Origin of the sequence: Flavobacterium chilense (assembly GCF_001602525.1) — a bacterium.
GTDB classification, from domain to species: Bacteria; Bacteroidota; Bacteroidia; order Flavobacteriales; family Flavobacteriaceae; genus Flavobacterium; species Flavobacterium chilense.
The window spans coordinates 46634-69387 of sequence record NZ_LSYT01000010.1; the positions used below are offsets into that span (position 1 = coordinate 46634).

The following is a 22754-nucleotide window of genomic DNA, read 5'->3' on the forward strand; positions in this document are numbered from 1 at the left end:
ATTATGACATTTCAGGAATTACAACCAAAAATAACTGCTATAGTAGCTGACACAAAATTAGTTAGAGACGAAAAATTATTAGCAATCTGCCAACTATTAAACGAAAATATTGAATATTATAACTGGGTAGGTTTTTATTTTGCCAATCACGAAAACAAAACTTTACACTTAGGCCCGTATGTAGGGGCTGAAACGGATCATACTGTTATTCCTTTTGGAAAAGGAATTTGCGGTCAGGTAGCAGAGAGCAATGCTAATTTTGTGGTTCCGGATGTGGCTGCACAAGACAATTATATTGCCTGCAGTTTTACGGTGAAATCTGAAATTGTTGTTCCGTTATTTGTTGATGGCGTAAATATTGGTCAAATCGATATTGACAGTCATGTTATTGACCCATTTACAGAAGCTGATGAAAGATTTTTAGAATTCGTAAATCAGGAAGTTGCTAAATTATTCTAGAATCCCTATTTTTAGTATAAAAAATAGACCAGAATGAAAAAAAGCATTTTCACAGCGCTTCTTGCTATAATTTCTACTGGTCTATCAGCACAAATTAACATGGTCTCGAAAAAGATTTTTCTTGACTCGTTAAATCGTGAAACCACTTCTCCAAACTACAGTTATACCAGAGTAATTACCAATTATTCTCAAAAAAGCACGAGATACGTTATTACTGATTTCTACAAAAATGGAAGAAAGAAAATGACCGGTGCCACTCTCGACAAGGATATACTGAAAAAAGATGGAGAGTTTATTTGCTATTATAAAAACGGAGCAAAAGAATCTGTTATAGAGTATTCTGAAGATCATAAATCAGGCAAAGAAATTAATTGGTACGAGAATCAAAGCAAAAAGTCCGAGAAACAAAATCTCTGGGATCCTAAAACAAAGAAATCTCAAACTTTGATTCTTAATTGCTGGAATGAAGATAAAACACAAACTGTAACCGACGGAAATGGAGAATATGAGGAAACGGAACAGTTTGTAACTCAAAAAGGAGAGATTAAAAATGGTCTAAAACAAGGTCTCTGGATTGGAAATGATAAACTTCGCAAAACCACATTTAACGACAATTACGATAAAGGAATTCTAATTTCGGGAATTAGTATAGACGAAAACAATGTAAAATATTCCTATGCTTCTTTAAGTGAGAAGCAGAACCCAAAAAAGGTTTTTAGATCAAAGTGAACCTATAACCACCGCAATTTTAGAAATACTATTTAGTACAAACAATCAATGAAAAAAACTCTATATTTCCTGGTAGCATTGTTTCCAATGTTCCTTTTTTCGCAAAACGCATCAGACAAAGTCGTCTATTTTGATTCGATTGGAAAAGATGCTTCAAAAGAAAACCATAACTCTTATAGAATTATAAAAGATTATTACACTGAAAAAGATTTATATCAAATTAAAGATTACTATAAGTCAGGTGTATTAAAAATGGAAGGAAATTCTAAAACTAAAGACGGATTTTCTAAAGAAGGCAAATATGTTTACTATTATGAGAATAGAAATAAAAAAAGAGAAGAAAACTATATCAAATCAAGATTAAACGGAAGTTTTTTAGAATGGTATGAAAATGGTAATCCTAAATTAATTGGAGAATATTTTGAATCTGAAAACGGATTTAGTTCAGATATGAAAATTGATGACTTTTGGAACTCCAAAAATGAGCATACAGTCAAAAATGGAAACGGTTTTTTTGAAGAAGATCGTGAAAAATTTTCAACAAAAGGAAATTTAAGAAATGGACTTAAAGATGGAGAATGGAAAGACATTAATAAGATTACAAAATATCAATACATTGAAATCTATAGCAAAGGAAAGTTCGTTTCCGGAAGAACCATTAATCCCAATGGAATAGAAAATCAATACGATGCCCTGGAGACAAAACCATTACCTCAAAAAGGGATACCTGATTTCTATAAATTCATTGGAGCTAATTTTGTAAAAACAAAAGAAGCTGTCGCCAATAAAATATCCGGAAAACTAATTGTGCGGTTTGTGATTGAAAAGGATGGTAAAATTGTTGAACCAAAAATCCTTAAATCATTAGGATATGGTCTGGACGAAGAAGCTATTAGAGTAATTACAAGCTATGAAAACTGGATTCCGGCAAAACAAAGAGGTATACCTGTCAGAGTTCAGTACACTATACCTTTAACGATAACAAATTAACATAACAACAATGAGATATAGATTACTCAAATAACATAAATCAATACCCTATGTTAAGATTCTTTTATTTTTGTTTGATTCTTTTGTTTTTTTAATCTAATTTTGCACCCGTCTTACAAAGGATGTATGACATACATAAAAATCATTAAATAATATTGGAATGTATTTAACTAAAGAAAAGAAAGAAGAGATTTTCGCACAACACGGTGGTGCAACAAACACTGGAAGCGCAGAAGGTCAGATTGCATTGTTCACTTACAGAATTTCACACTTAACTGAACACTTGAAAAAAAATCGTCACGATTACAACACTGAGCGTTCACTTGTACTATTAGTAGGTAAAAGAAGAGCTTTGTTGGATTACTTGAAAAAGAAAGAGATCAACAGATATCGTGAGATTATCAAAGTATTGAATATCAGAAAATAATCAATATAGAAAAGAGGTGCGAGAGTGCCTCTTTTTGTTTTTACATTACAAGCATTTTATAAGAAAAAAAGTTTGGTTTTTCATTGGGTTTTAGAAACAACAACTACACACACAACAACTACAACACAACTAAAACCCATTGTATAACCAATAAGGAAAAATTATGATTCCACAATTATTTGTAGAAAAGATCGATTTAGGTGATGGCAGAAGCATCACAATCGAGACAGGGCGTTTAGCAAAACAAGCTGACGGTTCTGTAGTAGTAAGAATGGGAGACACGATGATACTTGCGACAGCAGTTTCAGCCCGTACCTCCAACCCAGGCGTTGATTTTTTACCATTAACAGTAGATTATCGCGAAAAGTTTGCAGCAGCTGGTCGTTTCCCGGGAGGTTTCTTTAAAAGAGAAGCACGTCCAAGCGACAGTGAAGTATTAACAATGAGATTAGTTGACCGTGTTTTACGTCCGCTTTTCCCAGACGATTACCATGCTGAAACACAAGTTATGATTCAATTAATGTCTCATGACGAAAAAGTTATGCCGGATGCATTAGCAGGTTTAGCTGCATCTGCCGCATTAGCAGTTTCAGATATTCCGTTTTATAACTTAATTTCTGAAGTACGTGTTGCACGTATCGACGGAAAATTTGTTATCAATCCAAGCAGAGAAGATTTAGAAAAATCTGATATCGATATGATGATTGGTGCTTCTATGGATTCTGTTGCAATGGTTGAAGGAGAGATGAAAGAAATTTCAGAAGCAGAAATGGTAGAAGCCATTAAATTTGCTCACGAAGCTATAAAAGTTCAAATTGTTGCTCAACAAAAATTAAGAGCAGCTGTTGGTTCTCCAGAATACAGAACTTACGAAGGTGAAATTGAAGACGAAGCTGTTTACGCTAAAGTAAAAGCTGCCGCTTACGATAAATGCTACACTATTGCACAGGAAGCTTCTGGAAAAAGCGAAAGAGGCGAAAAATTTGCAGCTGTTAAAGAAGAAGCGAAAGCCTTATTTACAGAAGAAGAATATGCTGAAAACGCTGATTTAGCTGGTTTAGTTGGAAAATATTTCTACAAAACAAACAAAGAAGCTGTTCGTAATGTAATTCTTGAAAAAGGAATTCGTTTAGACGGAAGAAAGACTACAGAGATCAGACCAATCTGGTGTGAAACTGATTACTTACCAAGAGTTCACGGTTCTTCTTTATTTACACGTGGAGAAACTCAAGCTTTGGCAACTGTAACTTTAGGAACTTCCAGAGAAGCAAACCAAATCGATTCTCCATCTGAACAAGGTGAAGAGAAATTCTACTTACACTATAACTTCCCTCCTTTCTCAACTGGTGAAGCAAAACCACTAAGAGGAACTTCAAGAAGAGAAGTTGGTCACGGTAACTTAGCTCAAAGAGCCTTAAAAAATATGATTCCTGCAGATTGTCCTTATACAATTCGTGTTGTTTCTGAGGTTTTAGAATCTAACGGTTCTTCTTCTATGGCAACTGTTTGTGCCGGAACAATGGCTTTGATGGATGCTGGAGTTCAAATGGTAAAACCAGTTTCTGGAATTGCTATGGGATTGATTACTGACGGAGAGAAATTTGCTGTATTGTCAGACATTTTAGGTGATGAAGATCACTTAGGAGACATGGACTTTAAAGTAACCGGAACTGCTGATGGTATCACAGCTTGTCAAATGGACATCAAAATTGATGGTTTACGTTATGACATTATGGAGCAGGCTTTAGGTCAGGCACGTGATGGACGTTTACACATTTTAGGTAAATTAACTGAAACGATTGCAACTCCAAGAGCTGACGTAAAAGCGCATGCACCAAAAATCATTACCAGAACTATTCCTGGAAACTTTATTGGAGCATTAATCGGACCTGGAGGAAAAGTAATTCAGGAATTACAAAAAGCTACCGGAACTACTATTGTAATCAACGAAGTTGACGAGCAAGGTGTTATCGAAATCTTAGGTACAGATCCTGCTGGAATTGAAGCAGTATTAGCAAAAATTGCTTCTATTACTTTCAAACCACAATTAGGAGAAGCATACGAAGTAAAAGTGATCAAAATGCTAGATTTTGGAGCTGTTGTTGAGTATACTGCTGCACCAGGAAATGAAGTACTACTTCACGTATCTGAGTTAGCTTGGGAACGTACCGAAAATGTTGCCGATGTAGTTAAAATGGGAGACGTTTTCCAAGTGAAATACTTAGGAGTTGACCCTAAAACTAAAAAAGAAAAAGTGTCTAAAAAAGCACTAGTTCCAAGACCTCCACGCGAGGAGAAAAAAGAGTAATCAGATCTTAGTTTACTAAAGGTTTATTCATAGAAAACCCCAATTCATTCAGTTGAATTGGGGTTTTTCGTTCAAAACTACGTAACCATTATTTCTCAATTAGGGATTACCCATTTTATGCAAATGCACAAAATGAGAAAACATCATCTCGAATAATGTTTTATGATGATAGGGCTGCTTGTACTTTCTTGCCGTCTCTTCGATTATTTCATTTATTTCACTATAATTAGTATGGCAAATATTAGGAAAAAGATGATGAGCCGCATGGCAATTTGAACCACCACTTAAAAACCTTGCCCAGCCTTTATTTGCATTCCAGTCACAACTCGTATGAAGCTGATGAACTGCCCATGTATGTTCAAGAAATTCACCTTCAGGCTGAGGATAATCTGCACCATCAAAAAAATGTGTTCCAACAAGCATAATAATAAAAACCATAGACGTAAAAGCACTGGCAGTAAAATAACTTAAAACGATAAAACTCCATGAAAAATTAGAATACAATATTGGAAAAACCAATACTAAAGAAAAATAAAAGATCTTATAAAATATAAATCTTAAATACAATTCCACCTTAGAGACACCTCTTTTCATCCAATCATACTCATTCGAAAATAAATACACCCAATCACTCATAAAAACAGAATGCAACAGAGTGAACATATAAACAAATGGCGCATAATAAGCCTGATATCTATGTTTTGATTTCCATGGATGCGTTGGACTTAATCTCAAAAAAGGATTTTTATCTATGTCTATATCGCTTCCTTCTACATTTGCATATAAATGATGCGACCTAATATGCCTTAATCCCCAGAGCAAAGGATCAATTCCTACTGTAAGAAAACTAAAAAAATGCAAAACAGCATTTTCCTTTTTATTTTTGAAAGCAGTATTATGCGAAGCATCATGCCCAAGACTAAAACCGATCAACAATCCTGATAATTGAAAGATCAGATATAAAATCCAAAAATTTATTTTGCTTATAGAATCTAAAAAAAGCAAAGAATAAGATAAATAACAAATTAGAGTCCAAAACAAACCTTTAAACCAAAATCTAGAATCACCAAAAGAAACAGCCTTATTATTAAGTTTTTCATATACTTGTTGTTTTAAAGCAGAAAAAAACATTTTTTCCTCTTCCGATTTACTGAAATATTTAGCCTTCATAAACTATTATTATTTTAAAATTACCACGCAAACCTATTGCAATTATCACATTTCAATTTGCCAAAATCAATAAATTTATTTTATATATTTGTGATTATCGCAAATTATGGAATATCAGGAATCATTTTTAAAGGCAATACGAAACAAAATTCCTAAGTCAGTTTCGCTTATAGATCAAATTGCAGCTGTTTTGGAAATCAGCTACGACGCTTCACACAGAAGAATATCCGGAAAGAGCAAGTTTTCTATTGATGAAACTATCAAATTAGCCAATCACTTTAGCATTTCTCTTGATAACTTATTTTCTAAAAAAGAAAAGGTTATTATCGAAAAAACAATTGAAATAGAAACATTAAAAGACATGCTTCACTATTTCAAATCTTCAGCAGAACAAATCGATGTATTAACCAAAAATCCAAATACTATATTATACTATTCTGCAAAAGATATTCCGCTATTTTATTTTATGGAAGGAACGATATTATCCAAATTCAAAGCTTTTGTCTGGCTGAATCTTTTAAATACAAACCAGAAAAAAGTCTCTTTTGAAAATTTTGTAATCGAAGAGTCTTTTGCCCAATACATGGAAAGATTAAAAAATGTTTATGAAAAAACGATTGTAAATGAAATCTGGAATGACACTACCATAAACAGCAGCTTACAGCAAATTTTATATTTTTATGAAGCTGGTCTTCTTAACCTGAAAAATGCGAATGCACTCTGTAAAGATTTAAAAAGAATTATACTTTTGATACAGGAAAAATGTAATACACCTAATAACAACTTTTCTATTTATTACAATGAACTTATACTTTTAAACAACAACATGTTGATTGAAGCGGAAGAAAAACTAACCATGTTTGTGCCTTATACTCTTTTAGGGTACTTTATTACTGATAACAAAGACAGCTGTAAAAATGTTCATCAGTTTTTCAAACAGCAAATAATCAATTCTAAACCCTTAGGACAATCAGGAATTAAGGAGCAAAATTTATTTTTTAATCGTGCTCTCCGGAAAATTGATTATTACAAAGAAAAAATAAACTCTCAGGTTGATTTGTTATTTTAAAACAACAAGTTTATTCTAATTAATTATTAAACAGATAACTCCAATTCAAACAATTGAATTGGAGTTATTTTTTGTTATTTAACAAATCAAATAAATATTTTAAATTGAAAGTTTTGTTGTCGTTTTTTTTTAACGGGAATAAAACTAAAAAAAACACGAATTTTAGTATTCTTTTTGAAAGAAAAAAAATACCTTTAACCCACCAAAAATATAATTATTAACCTTAAACCCCCTATTATGACTTTAAAAGTTAAGCAAAACAAAAAAATCAACACCCTGGATTTTGAATTTAAAGACATCCAAAATTTAACTTATCCTATTCCTCCTTTGGCATCAGCAAACTTTTATGATAATGACGGAGTAAAAACATTAAAAATCTGCGCCACCTTATACATCAACCCTAAAGAGCCAGAAAAGCCAACTGTACAATCAGTATCAGAAGACGGTGATACTTTCACCATTTATTTTGACTACGAGTGGGACAAGGACTCTCCGGACACTTATGATGTTTATTATGTAGAAACAGATTATACATCAGAAACTGTTGGAGACATCACAGAAGTCATTTGTTATTTACAATATACGGTTTCGTCAACTATTGTTGGAGGTGGAGATGGCGAGGATCCAAAAATATCTAGAGGTACAAAGACAAGTGTAAATGATTAATTCAAAAAAATGTCTCTTTATACCCATTAGGTTTAAATCATTTTTTATTAATGAATATCATTTTGTGGTAAATATATAATGATCAAACTTACAATTCATAAATCATTAATACAATCCTTTTTTAGTGATTTTATAAAATGCTAGTAATGACTCAAAAAAAATATAATTTTCTTTTACTGTTGCTTTTTTTACCACTAATAATTTTCTCGCAACAAGAAAAAAGTTCAAACTATTTTGATATTGCAATCCAAAAAAAAGGAAGTTCCTTAAAAAATGGACAATATTTTAACAAAGCGCAATACTTTTTTTTTAAAGAAGAATGGGATTCGACATTAGTATATTCAATGAAGCAATTGAACTCTAGCATTGATTTAGAAACTAAGGATTATTGTCATTATTTTAGAGGACAAGCGTTTAAAAAAAAAGGACTTTATAAACAAGCCTATATAGAATTTAACTTAATAAACAAATCCTTCCAATATTATTATCTAGTAGATAATAATATTGGAATATTGTTTTACTACGAAAAGGACTTTAAGAAAGCAATTATTCATTATCTAAAGGCTGAAAAAGGAATCTTAAAACACAAAGACGATAGTGAAATAGCCTACCTATATGCAAATATTGGAATATGTTATTTACACTTAAACCAATTTACTAAAGCGGAATCTTATTTTACAAAAGATGCCCTTTTAAATCCCAAACAAATTACAAAAGGTGTAGTTCGATCTAATATAAATATTGCAAATTTTTATTACGCCCAATATAAAGACCTACAAGCTATATACTATTTTCAAAAAGCCTATAGATTGTCTAAAAATATAAAGGATTTTGATTTAAAACAAACTACAGCATTCAATATGGCTGTTGTTGAAGAAAACAGAGGTAATTTCAAAAAGGCTTTAGAATACAGAAAAGAATCAGAAGACTGGAAAGACTCCCTTAACAATCAAAATAAAATATGGGCAGTTGCCGATTTTGAAAAAAAGTTTGCTGTAGCTCAAAAACAAAAGCAAATTAAAGTTTTAGAAGTCGAAAACAAACTTAAAAATACACAACGTAACGGTTTGTTTTTTGCCGCCATTGGTTTATTATTAATTTTAACCGGAGCGGTTTACTTATATGGTCAAAAAGTAAGAAATGCCAAAACGATCCTACTCCAAAAAAACAAACTTGACGAACTTAATGCTACCAAAGATCAATTATTCTCTATCGTAAGCCATGATTTAAGATCTTCGGTAAACGCCTTAAAAACAAGCAATGCTAAATTAGCCGCAACACTCGAAACCAAAAATTATGATGAGCTGCATCAGCTTATCATTCAAAACAGTAGTATTGCAAATGGCGCTTATAGCTTGTTAGACAATTTACTGCACTGGGCAATGCTACAAACCAAACAATTGTATTTTCATAAAGAATCAGTTCATTTGTATTCTATTGTACAGCAAATTGAGTACAACTACAAGCCCCTACTTTTAGACAAAGAAATTATTTTTGAAAATCTGGTTTCAAGAAATACATTTATTTTTGTCGATCTGGATTCTCTAAAAATCGTACTTCGAAATTTATTAGATAATGCTATTAAATTTTCTAATCAAAACGGTCAGATAAAGTTTTACAGTCAAGATACAAACGAAAGTTTCTGTCAACTCATTATTGAAGATACCGGAATTGGAATGACCGAGAATACAATTAAAGAACTACTTACGGATAGCGAATTACTAGCCAAAAAAGCTAACTCTGAGATTATAGGAACAGGTTTAGGTTTGCAATTGTGTAAACAAATGATTCAAAAAAATAGCGGAACATTAGCCATTGAAAGTGAGATTAACAAAGGAACTAAAATGATCCTGACATTTCCGAAAACAATTGTTTAAGGATTATGCCATAATAACTTTTTCTAAGAATTGACATTAAAAAATACAACCTAAACGATTCTTATTTCTATAATAATCGTTTAACTTTACTACTTCAAAAGTCTTGTAAAGAAGATACTTGTTTCTCCAAAAACAAATACCCAATGGATAATATTAATGTATTAATTATAGAAGATACTCCGGAACAAAGTGATGCTTTGGTAAAAGTATTGCTTCAAAACAACTATACTGTTACAGGAGTTGCCAAAAGCTTTGCTGAAGCCTTAAAATTATTTTACGAAAGTACAGTAGACATCATAATTATCGATGTTTTTCTGGATGGCAAACCTGATGGAATAACATTTGCTGAATCGATTAACATTATTCCAAATGCATCGAAACCATTTGTTTTTCTGACTAGTTCTCAGGATCGTCAGATATTTGAAAGAGCAAAACTTACCAAACCTTTTAGTTTTTTATTAAAACCTTTTAATGAACTCGAGATTCTATACGCCATAGAAATGGCGCTAGAAAAGTTTTATGCTCAGCCAAATGTTTTTATGAGCGAAGAACAAGATACTGTAGTTACCAATGATTATTTATTTATCAAGAAAAAAAATTCCCTAAAAAAAGTAGCTATAAACGAAATTCTATATATCGAAGTTGAAGAACGCTACTGCAATATTATTACCGAGAAAGAAAAATTTGTGATTCAGATATCCTTAACCAAAATCAGTAATTTATTAGACAAAAACAAATTCGTAAAAACACATCGAAATACCATTGTAAATACGGATAAAATTGAAGAGATCATCCTCGCAGACAATCTTATCATCCTTAAAGGAGATCACAAAATTAATCTAAGCGACACTTACAAAGATTTTTTAAAAAAAATGAATATTTTGTCCTGATAACATCAACTCACAATACGATCATAAATCCTCTCTATTTCGGGAGGATTTTTTTGTTTTTAGAATAAACACAACCATTCACAAAGGTTTTTTGAAATTTCATGACAAGAAAAACGGCTTTCGTGACATTTTAAATTTCATACCAAAAAATGAAATTTACTTTTACCTCCAAGAAACCTCAAATCAAAATTAAAATAAATGAGAATCGCGCTAAACAGACAACTAGACATGAAGATTTTATCGATTTTTAAAAAAATAAAAAATAATCCTTGGGTTGGTATTGCTATTTCATTAACATTAATTATTCCGAGTTTATATGAGATTTTAGACGATGTTACTGTACTAAGAAAAGAATATATATTATTAATTGTTGCCTTTCCATTATACATAAAATCCCTAAAAAAAATATTCGACGATATTTTAAACACTTCTGATGATTATTCAGATTAGATCATAAATTTTGCCCCCTTTTTCCAGCAAAAGCACCTTAACTTTATATTTAAAGTTGGGTGCTTTTATTTTTAAAAAGCTTTCTTAAATTTATTATCAACCAAAAAATAACAATTTTTAACAATTATATATTACAAATTAACATTTTTTTTGATATTTTTGAAAACCTTAAACCAAAATCAAACCGCCAATCCTTTGAAAAAAAATCAAAAAAAACTCTTTTATCTTATTCTATTTGGGATAATCTCAAACATTTCTAATTCCTATTGCCAAACCAATAACGAAACTGCTTCTGTGTACAATTGGTTTGATTCCAATATAGGTATTGAATCATTAGATTTTGAAAATGGACCAGCTCATTTAAATTTTGACAGAATATCCAATAACCAAAATCGTTATTATATTTCTGAAAACTTCGAAAAAGGAAATATCCGTTATAACAATCAGGATTATTTTGATTTATTATTAAATTACGACACCTATAGCGATGAGCTAATTTTAAAACCTTATGGCGAGTCAAACACTACAAAAGTCAACCTTATTAAAGAAAACGTCAGTTCATTTAAAATAAGAAATGAGAAATTTGTTAATTTAAAAATGACTAATTCAATTCCTTTCAAAAAAGGATATTATGAAGAAGTACTAATTAAGAATAGCACAACTCTTTTTATTAAACATTATAAAGAGAAGAAAAAAATCAATAAAGCCGAGATTGATTTAATAGAATTTGCTCCCAAATATGATTTCATTTTATTAAGAGAAAACAAATTTTATCAAATAAATGATAAAAAGGAAATCATCCTGTTATTCCCAAATGATAAAAAGAAAATCAACGATTTTTATTTTGATTACAGAAGTCTAAAAAAGGATAATCCCCCGCTATTTATGAAGAATCTATTAAAGTCTATTAATTAAATCAGTGAAGTTATCCCAATGAGAATATTTACCATACTCCTATTATTTTTCGGTTTTAATCAATTAATCTATTCACAAGATCAAAAGAACAATGTTAATCTTAGTTTTAGCAATATAAACAGGATCGAGGTTTTAAAGAAAATTGAAACTTCGACTGGTTATCGATTCTACTTTCAGGAAAATTGGTTCGATAAAAATGTTTTAATATCAGGCAGCTATTCCAATAAGAACATACAAGAGGTATTAAACAAAGTTTTTGAAGATACAGACCTTAACTTTTTTATTGACAAGAATAAAATCATCTTAACAAAAAACAGTATTATCAACGATAAGTTTGATAATAACAAACCTAATGGTAAAAACATTCCTGTTTTTTTTCAGCAGTACGATTCTGTCAAAAAGAACAAAACAGAAGAAACAGCTCCAATTGCATTAATTGGCAAAGAAAGCATAGGTTCTAACGTAGATTTATACACTATTTCTGGTCACATAACCGATTTAAAAAACGAAAAACATTTAACAGACATAACAGTCAAAGTAAAAAACACTAACATCACAACTGTTACAAACAGCGAAGGATTTTATAGCTTGAAACTCCCTGAAGGACTTGCCACAATCGAAATTGAATCATTATTATACAACAATACATCCCGTAAAATAATGGTTTACAGTAATGGAACTTTGGACTTTTCTATCATTGAAAAAATAAATCAGCTAAAAGAAGTTGTTGTAAAAGGAAAAAATAGTCAAAATATTAGAACAGCTATAACAGGAGTTACTACAATTGAAGCCGAAGGTGTAAAAACTGTTCCTTTAGTACTTGGAGAGCGAGATGTATTAAAAATTGCGTTAACAATTCCCGGGATAAAAACTGCTGGCGAAGGTTCTTCTGGATTTAATGTGCGTGGAGGAAAAGAAGATCAGAACTTAATGTTACTAGATAACGGAACAATATACAATCCTGCTCACCTTTTTGGTTTCTTCTCTTCGCTTAACCCTTATACTATAAACAAAGTAGACATCTATAAAGGAGGCATACCATCAGAATTTGGAGGCAGATTATCATCTGTTTTTGATATCACTTCCAAGAATGGTAATACCGAAAAAATTTCCGGCGAAGGAGGAATTGGTCCGGTAACAAGTAATCTTACTGCTTCAATTCCTGTTGTAAAAGGAAAAGCAAGTTTATTAGTAGGAGGAAGAGCAACCTATTCGGATTGGATTTTAAAATCATTAGATGATGAAAATCTAAAAAATAGCCAGGCTTCATTTTATGACTTATTTGCAAAATATACGCACAAAATAAACAAAAATAATTCAGTTGAAGGGACAGGTTATTATAGTAAAGACAAATACACTATAACTCCTGATTCTTTATATCAATACAGCAATCGCCTTGTTTCTTTAAAATGGAAACATTCCTTTAACGAAAAAAACAATAGCGAATTCAATGTGTCTAATAGTGAGTATAAATTCAGTATTAATTACGAATCAGCAAATCCTGAATCGTTTATTTTTAAATATAAAATAGATGAAACTCAGGCAAGTTTGAAATTTAACAGCGAATTAAACAGTAAACATAAATTCACATACGGAATATCAAGCAAATTATACAAAGTAAATCCGGGAGAAATAAGTCCAAATGGAGAATCATTAGTTACTCCAATAAAAATTGACAATGAAAAAGGACTGGAATCTGCAGTATTTTTTTCAGATAAATTTAAGATTACCGAAAAACTTTTACTGGACATCGGAGCACGATATTCTCTATATGCTGCATTAGGAGAGTCTACTCAGAAAATTTATCAGGATGGTGTTCCTAAGACGCCTTCAACTGTTATAGAAGAAAAAAAATATGGCAATAATGAAGTAATTAATACTACTGGAGGTTTTGAACCACGAATTGCTTTAAGATACATTTTCGATGAAAGCTTATTTGTAAAAGCAGGTTTTGATAAAAATTACCAATATATTCACCTTTTAACCAACAATACAACCCAATCACCAACTGATACATGGAAATTATCTGATTTAAATGTAAAACCAGAAAGCGGATTACAATATTCATTAGGAATTTTCAAAAAACTAGATTATAAAGACATCGAATTAAGTCTTGAAGGTTACTACAAAACATCTAAAAACATTTTAGATTATAAAGTTGGAGCAAATTTACTTTTAAACAAAGATCTGGAAACAGAGTTGTTACAAGGCGATGGAAAAGCTTACGGTGTTGAGTTTTTATTAAAAAAATCAGTTGGAAGACTTAATGGATGGATTGGTTATACTTACTCCAGAACGTTTATAAAACTTGACAGTCAGTTTAATGATGAAAAAGTAAACAATGGAGCTTATTTTCCAACTAATTTTGACAAACCTCATGATGTAAGTATTGTGATGAATTACAAATTCACACATCGTTATAGCTTTTCATCCAATTTTGTATATCAAACAGGAAGACCGATAACGTATCCTATTGGAAAATACAACTATAACGGAGCTGAATATACACTATATAGTGATCGAAACAAATACAGAATACCGGATTATTACAGATTAGATATAGGATTAAATATTGAAGGAAATCATAAAATAAAAAAATTAGCACATAGTTTCTGGAATATTTCTGTTTACAATGTACTTGGAAGAAATAATCCATATTCTATCTTTTTTGTAACAAAAGAAGGAGAGGTAAAGGCCTACAAAACCTCTATTTTTTCTGTCCCAATACCAACAATTACTTATAATTTTAAATTTTAAAAGGTTATGAAAAAAAGCCTCCTATATAGATCTCTTATCACCATAATTCTTTCATCAGTATTAGGTTGTACAACGCCATACCAATATCAAGCAAATGGTTTTGAAGATGCTGTCGTAATTGAAGCAACCCTTACAAATCAATTTAAAACCCAAGAAATAAAAGTTTCGAGAACATACAAACTTGAAGAAAAAACGCCCACTTTTGAAAGCAAAGCCGTAGTTTTTATAACAGATGATATTGGCAACAAATATGACTTTAAAGAAAGTGGACAACTTTATGTTTCTATAAGTCAATTCCAGGCAAGTCCGGATCGTACATATCAATTGCATATTCGCACAAGCAATGGAAGATCCTATATTTCGACTACTGAAAAATTACCCCAACAAACTCAAATTGATAAATTAGAATCTAATGCTATAACAAAAAACGGGCAACTTGGGATAGAAATCACTGTAAACAGTTCAGACCCTACCAATAATTCAAGATATTACAGATATGAATACGAAGAAACGTATAAAATTATTGCCCCAAAATGGTATTATCAAAAAGCTGTTCCTGTACTGTATCCTGCCGGTTCAAATCCAAAAGGCAGAGTCGATCTTTTAGAAAGAAAAGAAGAAGCCCGAATTTGCTTTTCAAGTCGAAAATCAAATGAATTAATCTTAACAAATACCAATCAACTTGCCCAAGATAAAGTAACTGATTTTCCTGTTAGATTTATTAGCAGTAATGATCCAATCATTAGAAGCAGATATAGTATTTTAGTAAAACAATACGTTCAAAGTCTGGCAGCCCATACTTTTTTTGAAACTCTAAAAGAAATATCAAATACAGGAAGTATTTTATCACAAACTCAACCTGGCTTTTTTTACGGCAACATCAACCCCGTTGACAATCCGGGAGAAAAAGTAATTGGCTATTTTGATGTTTCTTCTTATTCAGAAAAAAGATTATTTTTCAATTTTACAGATGTTCTTCCCGGACAATTAATCCCTCCTTATCAATATAATTGCCCTGCCCCGATTCCGGATGGAGATGTCAAAAATTACATATTTACATATTGCTTTGGCCCACCTGACTGTCAAGGTAATATAATACTTGATTTACTCGGCACAGGATTAAAAACATATTTCCCTGACGAAAGCGGAGATTATATCTTATACCCTATCGAATGCGGAGACTGTACTTCATTTTCATCAAACATAAAACCATCATTTTGGATAGATTAAAACATATAATAATTATAGCTTTAACAGTTAGTTTTCAGCAAACTTCCTTTGCTCAGAAAACCAGTACTGTCACTGAACTGAACCAAATAGACCGAAAACTAAATGAGTCACTTTATGTTAGCACTAATACCAATTCATATCTGACAGGAGAAATTCTTTTATATAAAATGTTTTGTATCAATAAATCAACAAATACAATATCAGATTATAGTAAGGTCGCTTATTTACAACTTGTAGACAGTAATAAAAAAACTGTTTTTACTCATAAACTCTTTTTAGAGAATGGCACTGCCAATGGTGATTTTTTTATTCCAACAACCCTGGAAACCGGGAACTATAAACTGATAGGATATACAAACTGGATGCTCAATAAAAAGGCACCTGAATATTGTAATATTGATATTTATATTGTTAATCCGTACAAGGAAAAACTAACCAATACAGTCTCTCAAAAACAATCTGCTACAGGAGAAATCAAAACTAACGAAAACATCTCTTTTGACTTAAAAAACAAAGAATATAAAACCCGAGATTTGATAGAATTGAAAATCAACACAAGTTCTGACGAGTTTGCAAAAGGTAATTATACACTTTCAATTAGAAAAAAAGATGGTTTCCTATCTGAGAATAAACCAACCTTTGAAACAGTCAATTCTAATAAAAATTTTGATAACGAAATAAAAAACACTGATTTTATATTACCAGAATTACGTGGTGAAATAATTTCCGGGAAAATATCCTCTAAAGGTTCCGATGTTAAAAACAAAAAAATTGCCCTTTCTATAGTAGGTAAAAACAACAATTTAAAGCTAACTAAAACAGATACTGAAGGCAGATTTATTTTTAATCTGGAAAAGCCAAATCCTGGTTCGAATATAATTGTTCAGATTATTGAAGATAACAAACAGGATTATACTGTTGAAATTGACAAACAAAAAGAAATTGATTTCTCAAATCTAACATTTGCCACTCTTCAGTTCGATTCTGATTTTAAACAAAACATATCTGAAAGACTGATTTCAAGTCAAATTGAGAATGCTTATTATAATGTTAAGAAAGATAGCTTACTGGCTTCAACTGATACAATTCCTTTTTATGGTAATTTATCAAAAGAATACAAACTGGATGCCTTTACAAGATTCCCAACCATGGAAGAAACCATAACCGAAGTTGTTTATGGTACCTATTTTACAAAAAACAAAAACAATTACTCTATTCACGTTTATGATTATGATCCAAACTATGAATCAGAGTTACCTGCTTTAATCGTTGTTGACGGATTAATTATAGAAGATCTTAGCGAGCTTTTTGCTTACAATCCTAAAAATATTTATAAAGTTAATGTTGTTAAGGGAATTTACTATTATGGAGCAAAATCTTTTAATGGTGTAGTTGTATTCACTACAAAAAACGGAGATTATGACACCAAACTAAAAGGCAGTTTTATTTTAAGACCTAAATTATTGAGACCTCAGTCTAAAAAGGAATATTTTCAGCCAGATTATGCAGACAATAAAAATGCGAGAATTCCTGATTACAGACATCAGTTATTATGGATGCCAAAAGTTAATTTAGGCAATTCAGATTCAAAAATCACATTTTATGCATCAGATGTATCAGGTAAGTTTGAGATAGTGCTTGAAGGATGTTCTACTAGTGGAAAACCGGTTTTCATTAAAGATTTTATAGAGATAAAAGACCCTATTATTAATTAAGGCTTTGGCAGTATCAAGAAAAAAAGATAAATTTTAAAATATTTTTTACTTCGTTGTAACTTTTTTGATACTTCGTACGTATAATCATTTGTACACTTAAAAATTGAGGAGACAAATAACATGAGACAACTTAAAATCACCAAGCAGGTAACCAATCGTGAAACTGCATCGTTAGACAAATACCTACAAGAAATTGGAAAAGTTGACCTAATTACCGCTGATGAAGAGGTAGAATTAGCACAAAGAATAAAAGCCGGTGATCAAAGAGCATTAGAAAAATTAACAAAAGCCAACCTACGTTTCGTTGTATCGGTGGCAAAACAATATCAAAATCAAGGATTAACTCTTCCTGACTTAATTAATGAAGGAAACTTAGGTTTAATTAAAGCTGCTCAACGTTTTGATGAAACTCGTGGTTTCAAATTCATATCTTACGCCGTATGGTGGATTCGTCAATCGATTCTTCAGGCTTTGGCAGAACAATCCCGTATTGTTCGTTTACCATTAAACAAAATTGGTTCTATCAATAAAATCAACAAAATGTATGCTTTATTAGAGCAATCTAACGAGCGTCCACCTTCTGCTGAGGAAATTGCAAAAGAACTAGACATGACTGTAAATGACGTAAAAGAGTCTATGAAAAACTCTGGTCGTCACCTATCAATGGATGCACCTCTTGTTGAAGGGGAAGATTCTAACCTTTATGACGTTTTACGTTCTGGAGAATCTCCAAACCCGGACAGAGAATTAATTCACGAATCATTACGTACTGAAATCGAACGCTCTTTAGAAACATTAACCCCAAGAGAGGCAGATGTTGTTCGTTTGTATTTTGGTCTTGGCGACCAACACCCAATGACTTTAGAAGAAATTGGAGAAACTTTCGATTTAACTCGTGAGCGTGTTCGTCAGATTAAAGAAAAAGCAATCCGTAGATTAAAACACACTTCTAGAAGTAAAATCCTTAAAACCTATTTAGGATAAATAATATTTGTTTCAGGTTTAAAGTTTCAGGTTGCTTTGAGTAACCTGAAACATAAAACTTGAAGCCTTTGTAACGTAAACAACAGTTTGATTGACTGTTCGTTTTTTGATTGATGATTGAAACTCCGGCTGATTACCGGAGTTTTTTATTTTATTTTTTAACCGAAAAGTCCGCAAGGCTTTTTTATCTTTTGAATCTTATAAAAAACACAAAGTCCGCAAAGCTTTGTGAACTTTATAATCCAATCAAATATTTGACATAAAACTTTGCGAACTCTGCGTAAATCTTTGCGGACTTTGCGATTAAAAAAAATTATCTTTGCAAAAAAACAACACACACAACTACACAATGAAAAATACACTCATCGCTCCTTCAGTTCTTGCGGCAGATTTTGCCAATTTACAACGAGATATCGAAATGATCAACAACAGTCAGGCTGATTGGTTTCATATTGATATTATGGATGGAGTTTTTGTTCCGAATATTTCTTTCGGAATGCCAGTTTTAGAAGCTATTTCTAAACATGCAAATAAATATATTGATGTACACTTAATGATTATTGATCCGGATCGATACATTAAAACCTTCGCTGACTTAGGCGCTAATGGTTTAACAGTACATTATGAAGCCTGCACACATCTTCACAGAACATTACAAGCCATCAAAGCCGAAGGAATGAAAGCAGGTGTTGCCATTAATCCTCATACTAATATTGACTTGTTAGAAGACGTTATTAACGATATTGATTTGGTTTGTATTATGAGTGTAAATCCAGGTTTTGGAGGTCAATCATTTATTGAGAACACTTATACTAAAGTAAAAAAACTAAAAGATCTGATTACTCGTAAAAATGCTTCGACAATAATTGAAATTGATGGCGGTGTAACAAGCAAAAATGCAAAACAATTAGTAGAAGCCGGAGCTGATGTTTTGGTTGCAGGAAGCTTTGTATTTAAAGCCGAAAATCCAACTCAAACAGTTACTGAGTTAAAAGCTCTGACTACTTTTTAAGTTTTTCAAATTCGGAAAGAAATCAATTCCAGTCATTTTTTCTAAAGTTTCTATTGGAACCACAAAATCATAAAGTGACTTCTCGCTATCTTGATTTGGGACTAAAAAAGCAATTGCCTTATATTCCTTTCCTGATTTAGCTAAAATAATTTTATAAAAATATTTAGGGACAGCCACTTTTTCTGTCCCTATTTTCTTATCAGAATCTTTCAAAATTCCACCTGTAACTACATAAATATCATTGTATTTACTAGCCCAATAACGTGTTTTTTGTTCCAGTCGGTTCCAGATTCTGCTATTAAAATCGTGATCTTGCGGCGAAATATTCGATGTGTAAAAAGTATCGTTGTAAGCACTTTGATTAAACTCCATATCACCAGCCGGGCAAAGATGTCCTTTATCATATCCTGAGTTTTTATAATTTCTCCAATCTGCAGAACCAGTTGTTACTTTTGGGTCTTCTATAAAATAAGGACGCTTATAATTTGCATCTTTTAGATATTCCTTCTTTAATTCATAAGCTACCCATTCTGCCTGCTCAAATTTTTCATTATACGACAACGTATAATATTGATGTTTTACAATTTGATTTGTTGTAGAAGTAGGCAAATAAGCCGTTGTATATAATGAATCCGTAGCGCTTTGACCGGAAACAAAAGGGATTTGGCTTTTCTCATTATTTAAATCCTTTTGACCGTTGATTTCTTTTTTGCATGATAACAATCCAAATCCTATCAATCCTAACAGAATATATCTTTTCATTTATTGATTACTTTTTACTTCAAATATAAACTTACAAAAAAACGCTCCAAAAAATTAATTTTTTGGAGCGTTTTAATAACAAATTAAATTCTTTATATAATTAAGATTTAACTAATTTATCTCTTTTGATTTTACCCGGGTTTGTGTTCTTAGCTACACTTTTAGTTTGCAAATCATCTAAAACGTTTAATGCTTCTTCTACATAAACATCTTTAGCCAATGCCTGATGCCACGCATCTCTTTTTTCTTTTAAAGTTGCATCGCTATTCATTTCCAGTTCTTCATAAGGTAAAGATTTAAAAACCAAATTGTTTTTATAATCTGAAATTGGTTTGTATTTTTTACCTTCATTTTCAACTTGTTCCTGAGTAGCTTTAAAGTTTTTAATATTTAAGCTATAAGTATTCTCTTTACTCTTAACATCAATCCATTTTGCATTATCTTCAATTAACTTGAATTGAGCATTCTGAGCAATTCTTGCTTTACTGTTTTCAATGGCTTTTGTAAAATTCTCATTCGATTTCCAAGTACTGTAATCGGCTGGATCAATTTTATCCCATGGCATTGCATTATCAATATCACGCTCTCCCATTTTTAAGTATGCATAACGATCCGGCATAACAACATCACTATGAACTCCTTCTAACTGAGTCGAACCTCCATTGATTCTGTAGAACTTTTGACCTGTAATTTTCAAAGCACCTAAATCTCCATAATTTGCATTTCGAACAAATTGATTTAAATCCAATACATTTTGTACAGTTCCCTTACCATACGTTTGTTTACTACCAATGATTACGCCACGTTTGTAGTCCTGAATTGCTGCTGCCAAAATCTCTGAAGCCGAAGCCGAGAAGCTGTTCACCATGATTACTAGTGGTCCGTCCCATTCGATTTTTTTATCTTTATCGTATAAAACTTCTTTCTTTTTTCCTGCAGATTTTACCTGAACAATTGGTCCTTCTTCGATAAATAAACCAGCAATATCAACTACAGTAGACAAAGATCCACCACCATCATCACGTACATCAAGCACGATTCCGTTAATATCTTCTTTTTTCAGTCTTTCAACTTCAAGAGCGATATCTTTTCCGGCATCACGACCATCTTTATTTTCAAAATCGATATAAAATTTAGGTAAATAAATTACTCCGTATTTCAATCCATTTCTCTCTACGATACTGGATTTAGCATATGTTTCTTCAATTTCAACTACATCTCTGATAATAGAAATTACTTTAATGCTTCCGTCTACTTTTTTAACTGTAAGTTTTACTTCAGTTCCTTTATGTCCTTTAATTTTTTTCACAACATCATCCAAACGCATTCCCACTACATCAACAGGCTCTTCGTTTCCTTGTGCTACTTTCAAAATTAAATCTCCCGCTTCAAGTTGTTTTCCTTTCCAGGCTGGTCCGCCAGAAATCAACTCATCAATTTGAGTAAAGTCATTTTTCTTGGTTAATCTTGCACCAATTCCTTCTAATTTTCCGCTAATATTAACATCAAAACGATCTTTTTCTTCCGGAGCAAAGTAACTTGTGTGCGGATCAAAACGTGTCATGATTGAATTTACATATACAGAAAACCAATCTTCTTTGTTTAAATCTTTGATCAAACTAAAGTTATCATCTAAAGATTTTAATGAACTTTCACGGGTTTCTTTCTCTAAAGTTTCAAAAGATTTCACTTTATAGTTAGGATCTGTTTTCTTTTTATCTTCTTCTAACTTTTGTTTGGTCACAAGAGAAGACAATGTAGACAACTTAATTTGTTTTCTCCATCTTTCATTAATCTCTGTTGCATTTTTTGCATATGGCAACTTATCGTAATCTGCATTGAATGTTTCATCAACATCATAATTGAATGGTTGCGCTAAAATAGTTTTATAGCGTTTTTTGCTCTCTTCCATTCTTTTCATCAATCTTGTATAAGTAAGATTGAAAAATGTTAAATCTTTATTCAAAAACTGATCATCCAGTTGCAATTCGTATTGCTTAAATTCGTCAATGTCAGATTGCAGGAAAAATCTTTTTGAAGGATCTAATGCTTCAATATAATCCTTAAAAATTCCTTTTGAGAATTCATCATTTATTTCTGCAGGATTGTAATGTCCTTTTTCAATAACAAATGCTAATAATTCTAAAAGCGTTTTATCTCTATTTGGATCCGGATCAACTGTTTTGTCTGCATTTATTTTAAAAGCAAATAAGGTTAAAGACAAGCATAATACGGCTATAAGTATTTTATAATTTCTTTTCATAAACTTAATAATAGCATTCATCAAATTTTTTAATCTAAGTTACGGTAAAAACTATGCCAACAAAGCCAAGTTCACTATAAT

The 22754-nt window shown here is 31.4% G+C and carries 19 protein-coding genes; 16 read left to right on the forward strand and 3 right to left on the reverse strand.

What is annotated here, in order from left to right; genetic code table 11:
- Nucleotides 1-3: 3 nt before the first annotated feature.
- From A4F88_RS20770 to A4F88_RS20790, 5 genes are all read left to right on the forward strand, one after another.
- Nucleotides 4-459 (forward strand): GAF domain-containing protein, encoded by a 456-nt coding sequence (locus tag A4F88_RS20770; protein WP_068844693.1) that lies wholly within the window; start codon nt 4-6, stop codon nt 457-459.
- A gap of 33 nt (nt 460-492) precedes the next feature.
- Nucleotides 493-1188, forward strand: a complete 696-nt coding sequence (locus A4F88_RS20775) for a toxin-antitoxin system YwqK family antitoxin (RefSeq protein ID WP_068844694.1) — start codon at nt 493-495, stop codon at nt 1186-1188.
- A gap of 48 nt (nt 1189-1236) precedes the next feature.
- Nucleotides 1237-2178, forward strand: coding sequence for an energy transducer TonB (locus A4F88_RS20780; RefSeq protein WP_068844695.1), 942 nt, complete (start codon nt 1237-1239; stop codon nt 2176-2178).
- A 160-nt stretch (nt 2179-2338) separates the two neighbouring features.
- Complete coding sequence (gene rpsO / locus A4F88_RS20785; RefSeq protein ID WP_007804772.1) at nt 2339-2605, forward strand: 30S ribosomal protein S15; 267 nt, start codon at nt 2339-2341, stop codon at nt 2603-2605.
- Between the two features lie 163 nt (nt 2606-2768).
- The gene (locus tag A4F88_RS20790; RefSeq protein ID WP_068844696.1) at nt 2769-4913 is read left to right on the forward strand and encodes a polyribonucleotide nucleotidyltransferase; all 2145 of its coding nucleotides are present in this window, start codon (nt 2769-2771) and stop codon (nt 4911-4913) included.
- Between the two features lie 99 nt (nt 4914-5012).
- Here the strand turns inward: A4F88_RS20790 and A4F88_RS20795 are convergent, their stop codons facing one another.
- Nucleotides 5013-6083 carry a fatty acid desaturase family protein gene (locus A4F88_RS20795; RefSeq protein WP_068844697.1) on the reverse strand — a complete coding sequence of 357 codons (1071 nt, stop codon included), beginning with the start codon at nt 6081-6083 and terminating at the stop codon, nt 5013-5015.
- 106 nt (nt 6084-6189) lie between these two features.
- Between A4F88_RS20795 and A4F88_RS20800 the strand changes: the two genes are divergently transcribed.
- From A4F88_RS20800 to rpe, 11 genes are all read left to right on the forward strand, one after another.
- Nucleotides 6190-7152: a hypothetical protein gene (locus A4F88_RS20800; protein ID WP_068844698.1), complete on the forward strand. Its 963-nt coding sequence runs from the start codon at nt 6190-6192 to the stop codon at nt 7150-7152.
- A gap of 237 nt (nt 7153-7389) precedes the next feature.
- The gene (locus tag A4F88_RS20805) at nt 7390-7818 is read left to right on the forward strand and encodes a hypothetical protein (protein WP_068844699.1); all 429 of its coding nucleotides are present in this window, start codon (nt 7390-7392) and stop codon (nt 7816-7818) included.
- A 146-nt stretch (nt 7819-7964) separates the two neighbouring features.
- Nucleotides 7965-9695: an ATP-binding protein gene (locus A4F88_RS20810; RefSeq protein WP_068844700.1), complete on the forward strand. Its 1731-nt coding sequence runs from the start codon at nt 7965-7967 to the stop codon at nt 9693-9695.
- 143 nt (nt 9696-9838) lie between these two features.
- Nucleotides 9839-10585 carry a LytR/AlgR family response regulator transcription factor gene (locus A4F88_RS20815; RefSeq protein ID WP_068844701.1) on the forward strand — a complete coding sequence of 249 codons (747 nt, stop codon included), beginning with the start codon at nt 9839-9841 and terminating at the stop codon, nt 10583-10585.
- A gap of 198 nt (nt 10586-10783) precedes the next feature.
- Nucleotides 10784-11035 carry a hypothetical protein gene (locus A4F88_RS20820; protein ID WP_068844702.1) on the forward strand — a complete coding sequence of 84 codons (252 nt, stop codon included), beginning with the start codon at nt 10784-10786 and terminating at the stop codon, nt 11033-11035.
- A gap of 195 nt (nt 11036-11230) precedes the next feature.
- The gene (locus tag A4F88_RS20825; protein WP_068844883.1) at nt 11231-11950 is read left to right on the forward strand and encodes a hypothetical protein; all 720 of its coding nucleotides are present in this window, start codon (nt 11231-11233) and stop codon (nt 11948-11950) included.
- Between the two features lie 18 nt (nt 11951-11968).
- A complete protein-coding gene (locus A4F88_RS20830) occupies nt 11969-14707 on the forward strand; it encodes a TonB-dependent receptor (RefSeq protein ID WP_068844703.1) in 2739 nt (912 codons plus the stop codon).
- A gap of 6 nt (nt 14708-14713) precedes the next feature.
- Nucleotides 14714-15937, forward strand: a complete 1224-nt coding sequence (locus A4F88_RS20835) for a DUF4249 domain-containing protein (RefSeq protein WP_068844704.1) — start codon at nt 14714-14716, stop codon at nt 15935-15937.
- Nucleotides 15925-17652 (forward strand): hypothetical protein, encoded by a 1728-nt coding sequence (locus tag A4F88_RS20840; protein ID WP_068844705.1) that lies wholly within the window; start codon nt 15925-15927, stop codon nt 17650-17652. The genes A4F88_RS20835 and A4F88_RS20840 overlap by 13 nt, the downstream gene beginning before the upstream one ends.
- Nucleotides 17653-17772: 120 nt before the next feature.
- Nucleotides 17773-18636, forward strand: coding sequence for a sigma-70 family RNA polymerase sigma factor (locus tag A4F88_RS20845; protein WP_007804760.1), 864 nt, complete (start codon nt 17773-17775; stop codon nt 18634-18636).
- A gap of 349 nt (nt 18637-18985) precedes the next feature.
- Nucleotides 18986-19648, forward strand: coding sequence for a ribulose-phosphate 3-epimerase (gene rpe, locus A4F88_RS20850; RefSeq protein WP_068844706.1), 663 nt, complete (start codon nt 18986-18988; stop codon nt 19646-19648).
- On the opposite strand, the gene A4F88_RS20855 is transcribed toward rpe, so the two are convergent.
- Nucleotides 19625-20410, reverse strand: coding sequence for a DNA/RNA non-specific endonuclease (locus tag A4F88_RS20855; RefSeq protein ID WP_068844707.1), 786 nt, complete (start codon nt 20408-20410; stop codon nt 19625-19627). The two genes, rpe and A4F88_RS20855, sit on opposite strands and share 24 nt — an antisense overlap.
- A 100-nt stretch (nt 20411-20510) precedes the next feature.
- The gene (locus A4F88_RS20860; RefSeq protein ID WP_068844708.1) at nt 20511-22694 is read right to left on the reverse strand and encodes a carboxy terminal-processing peptidase; all 2184 of its coding nucleotides are present in this window, start codon (nt 22692-22694) and stop codon (nt 20511-20513) included.
- Between the last annotated feature and the right edge of the window lie 60 nt (nt 22695-22754).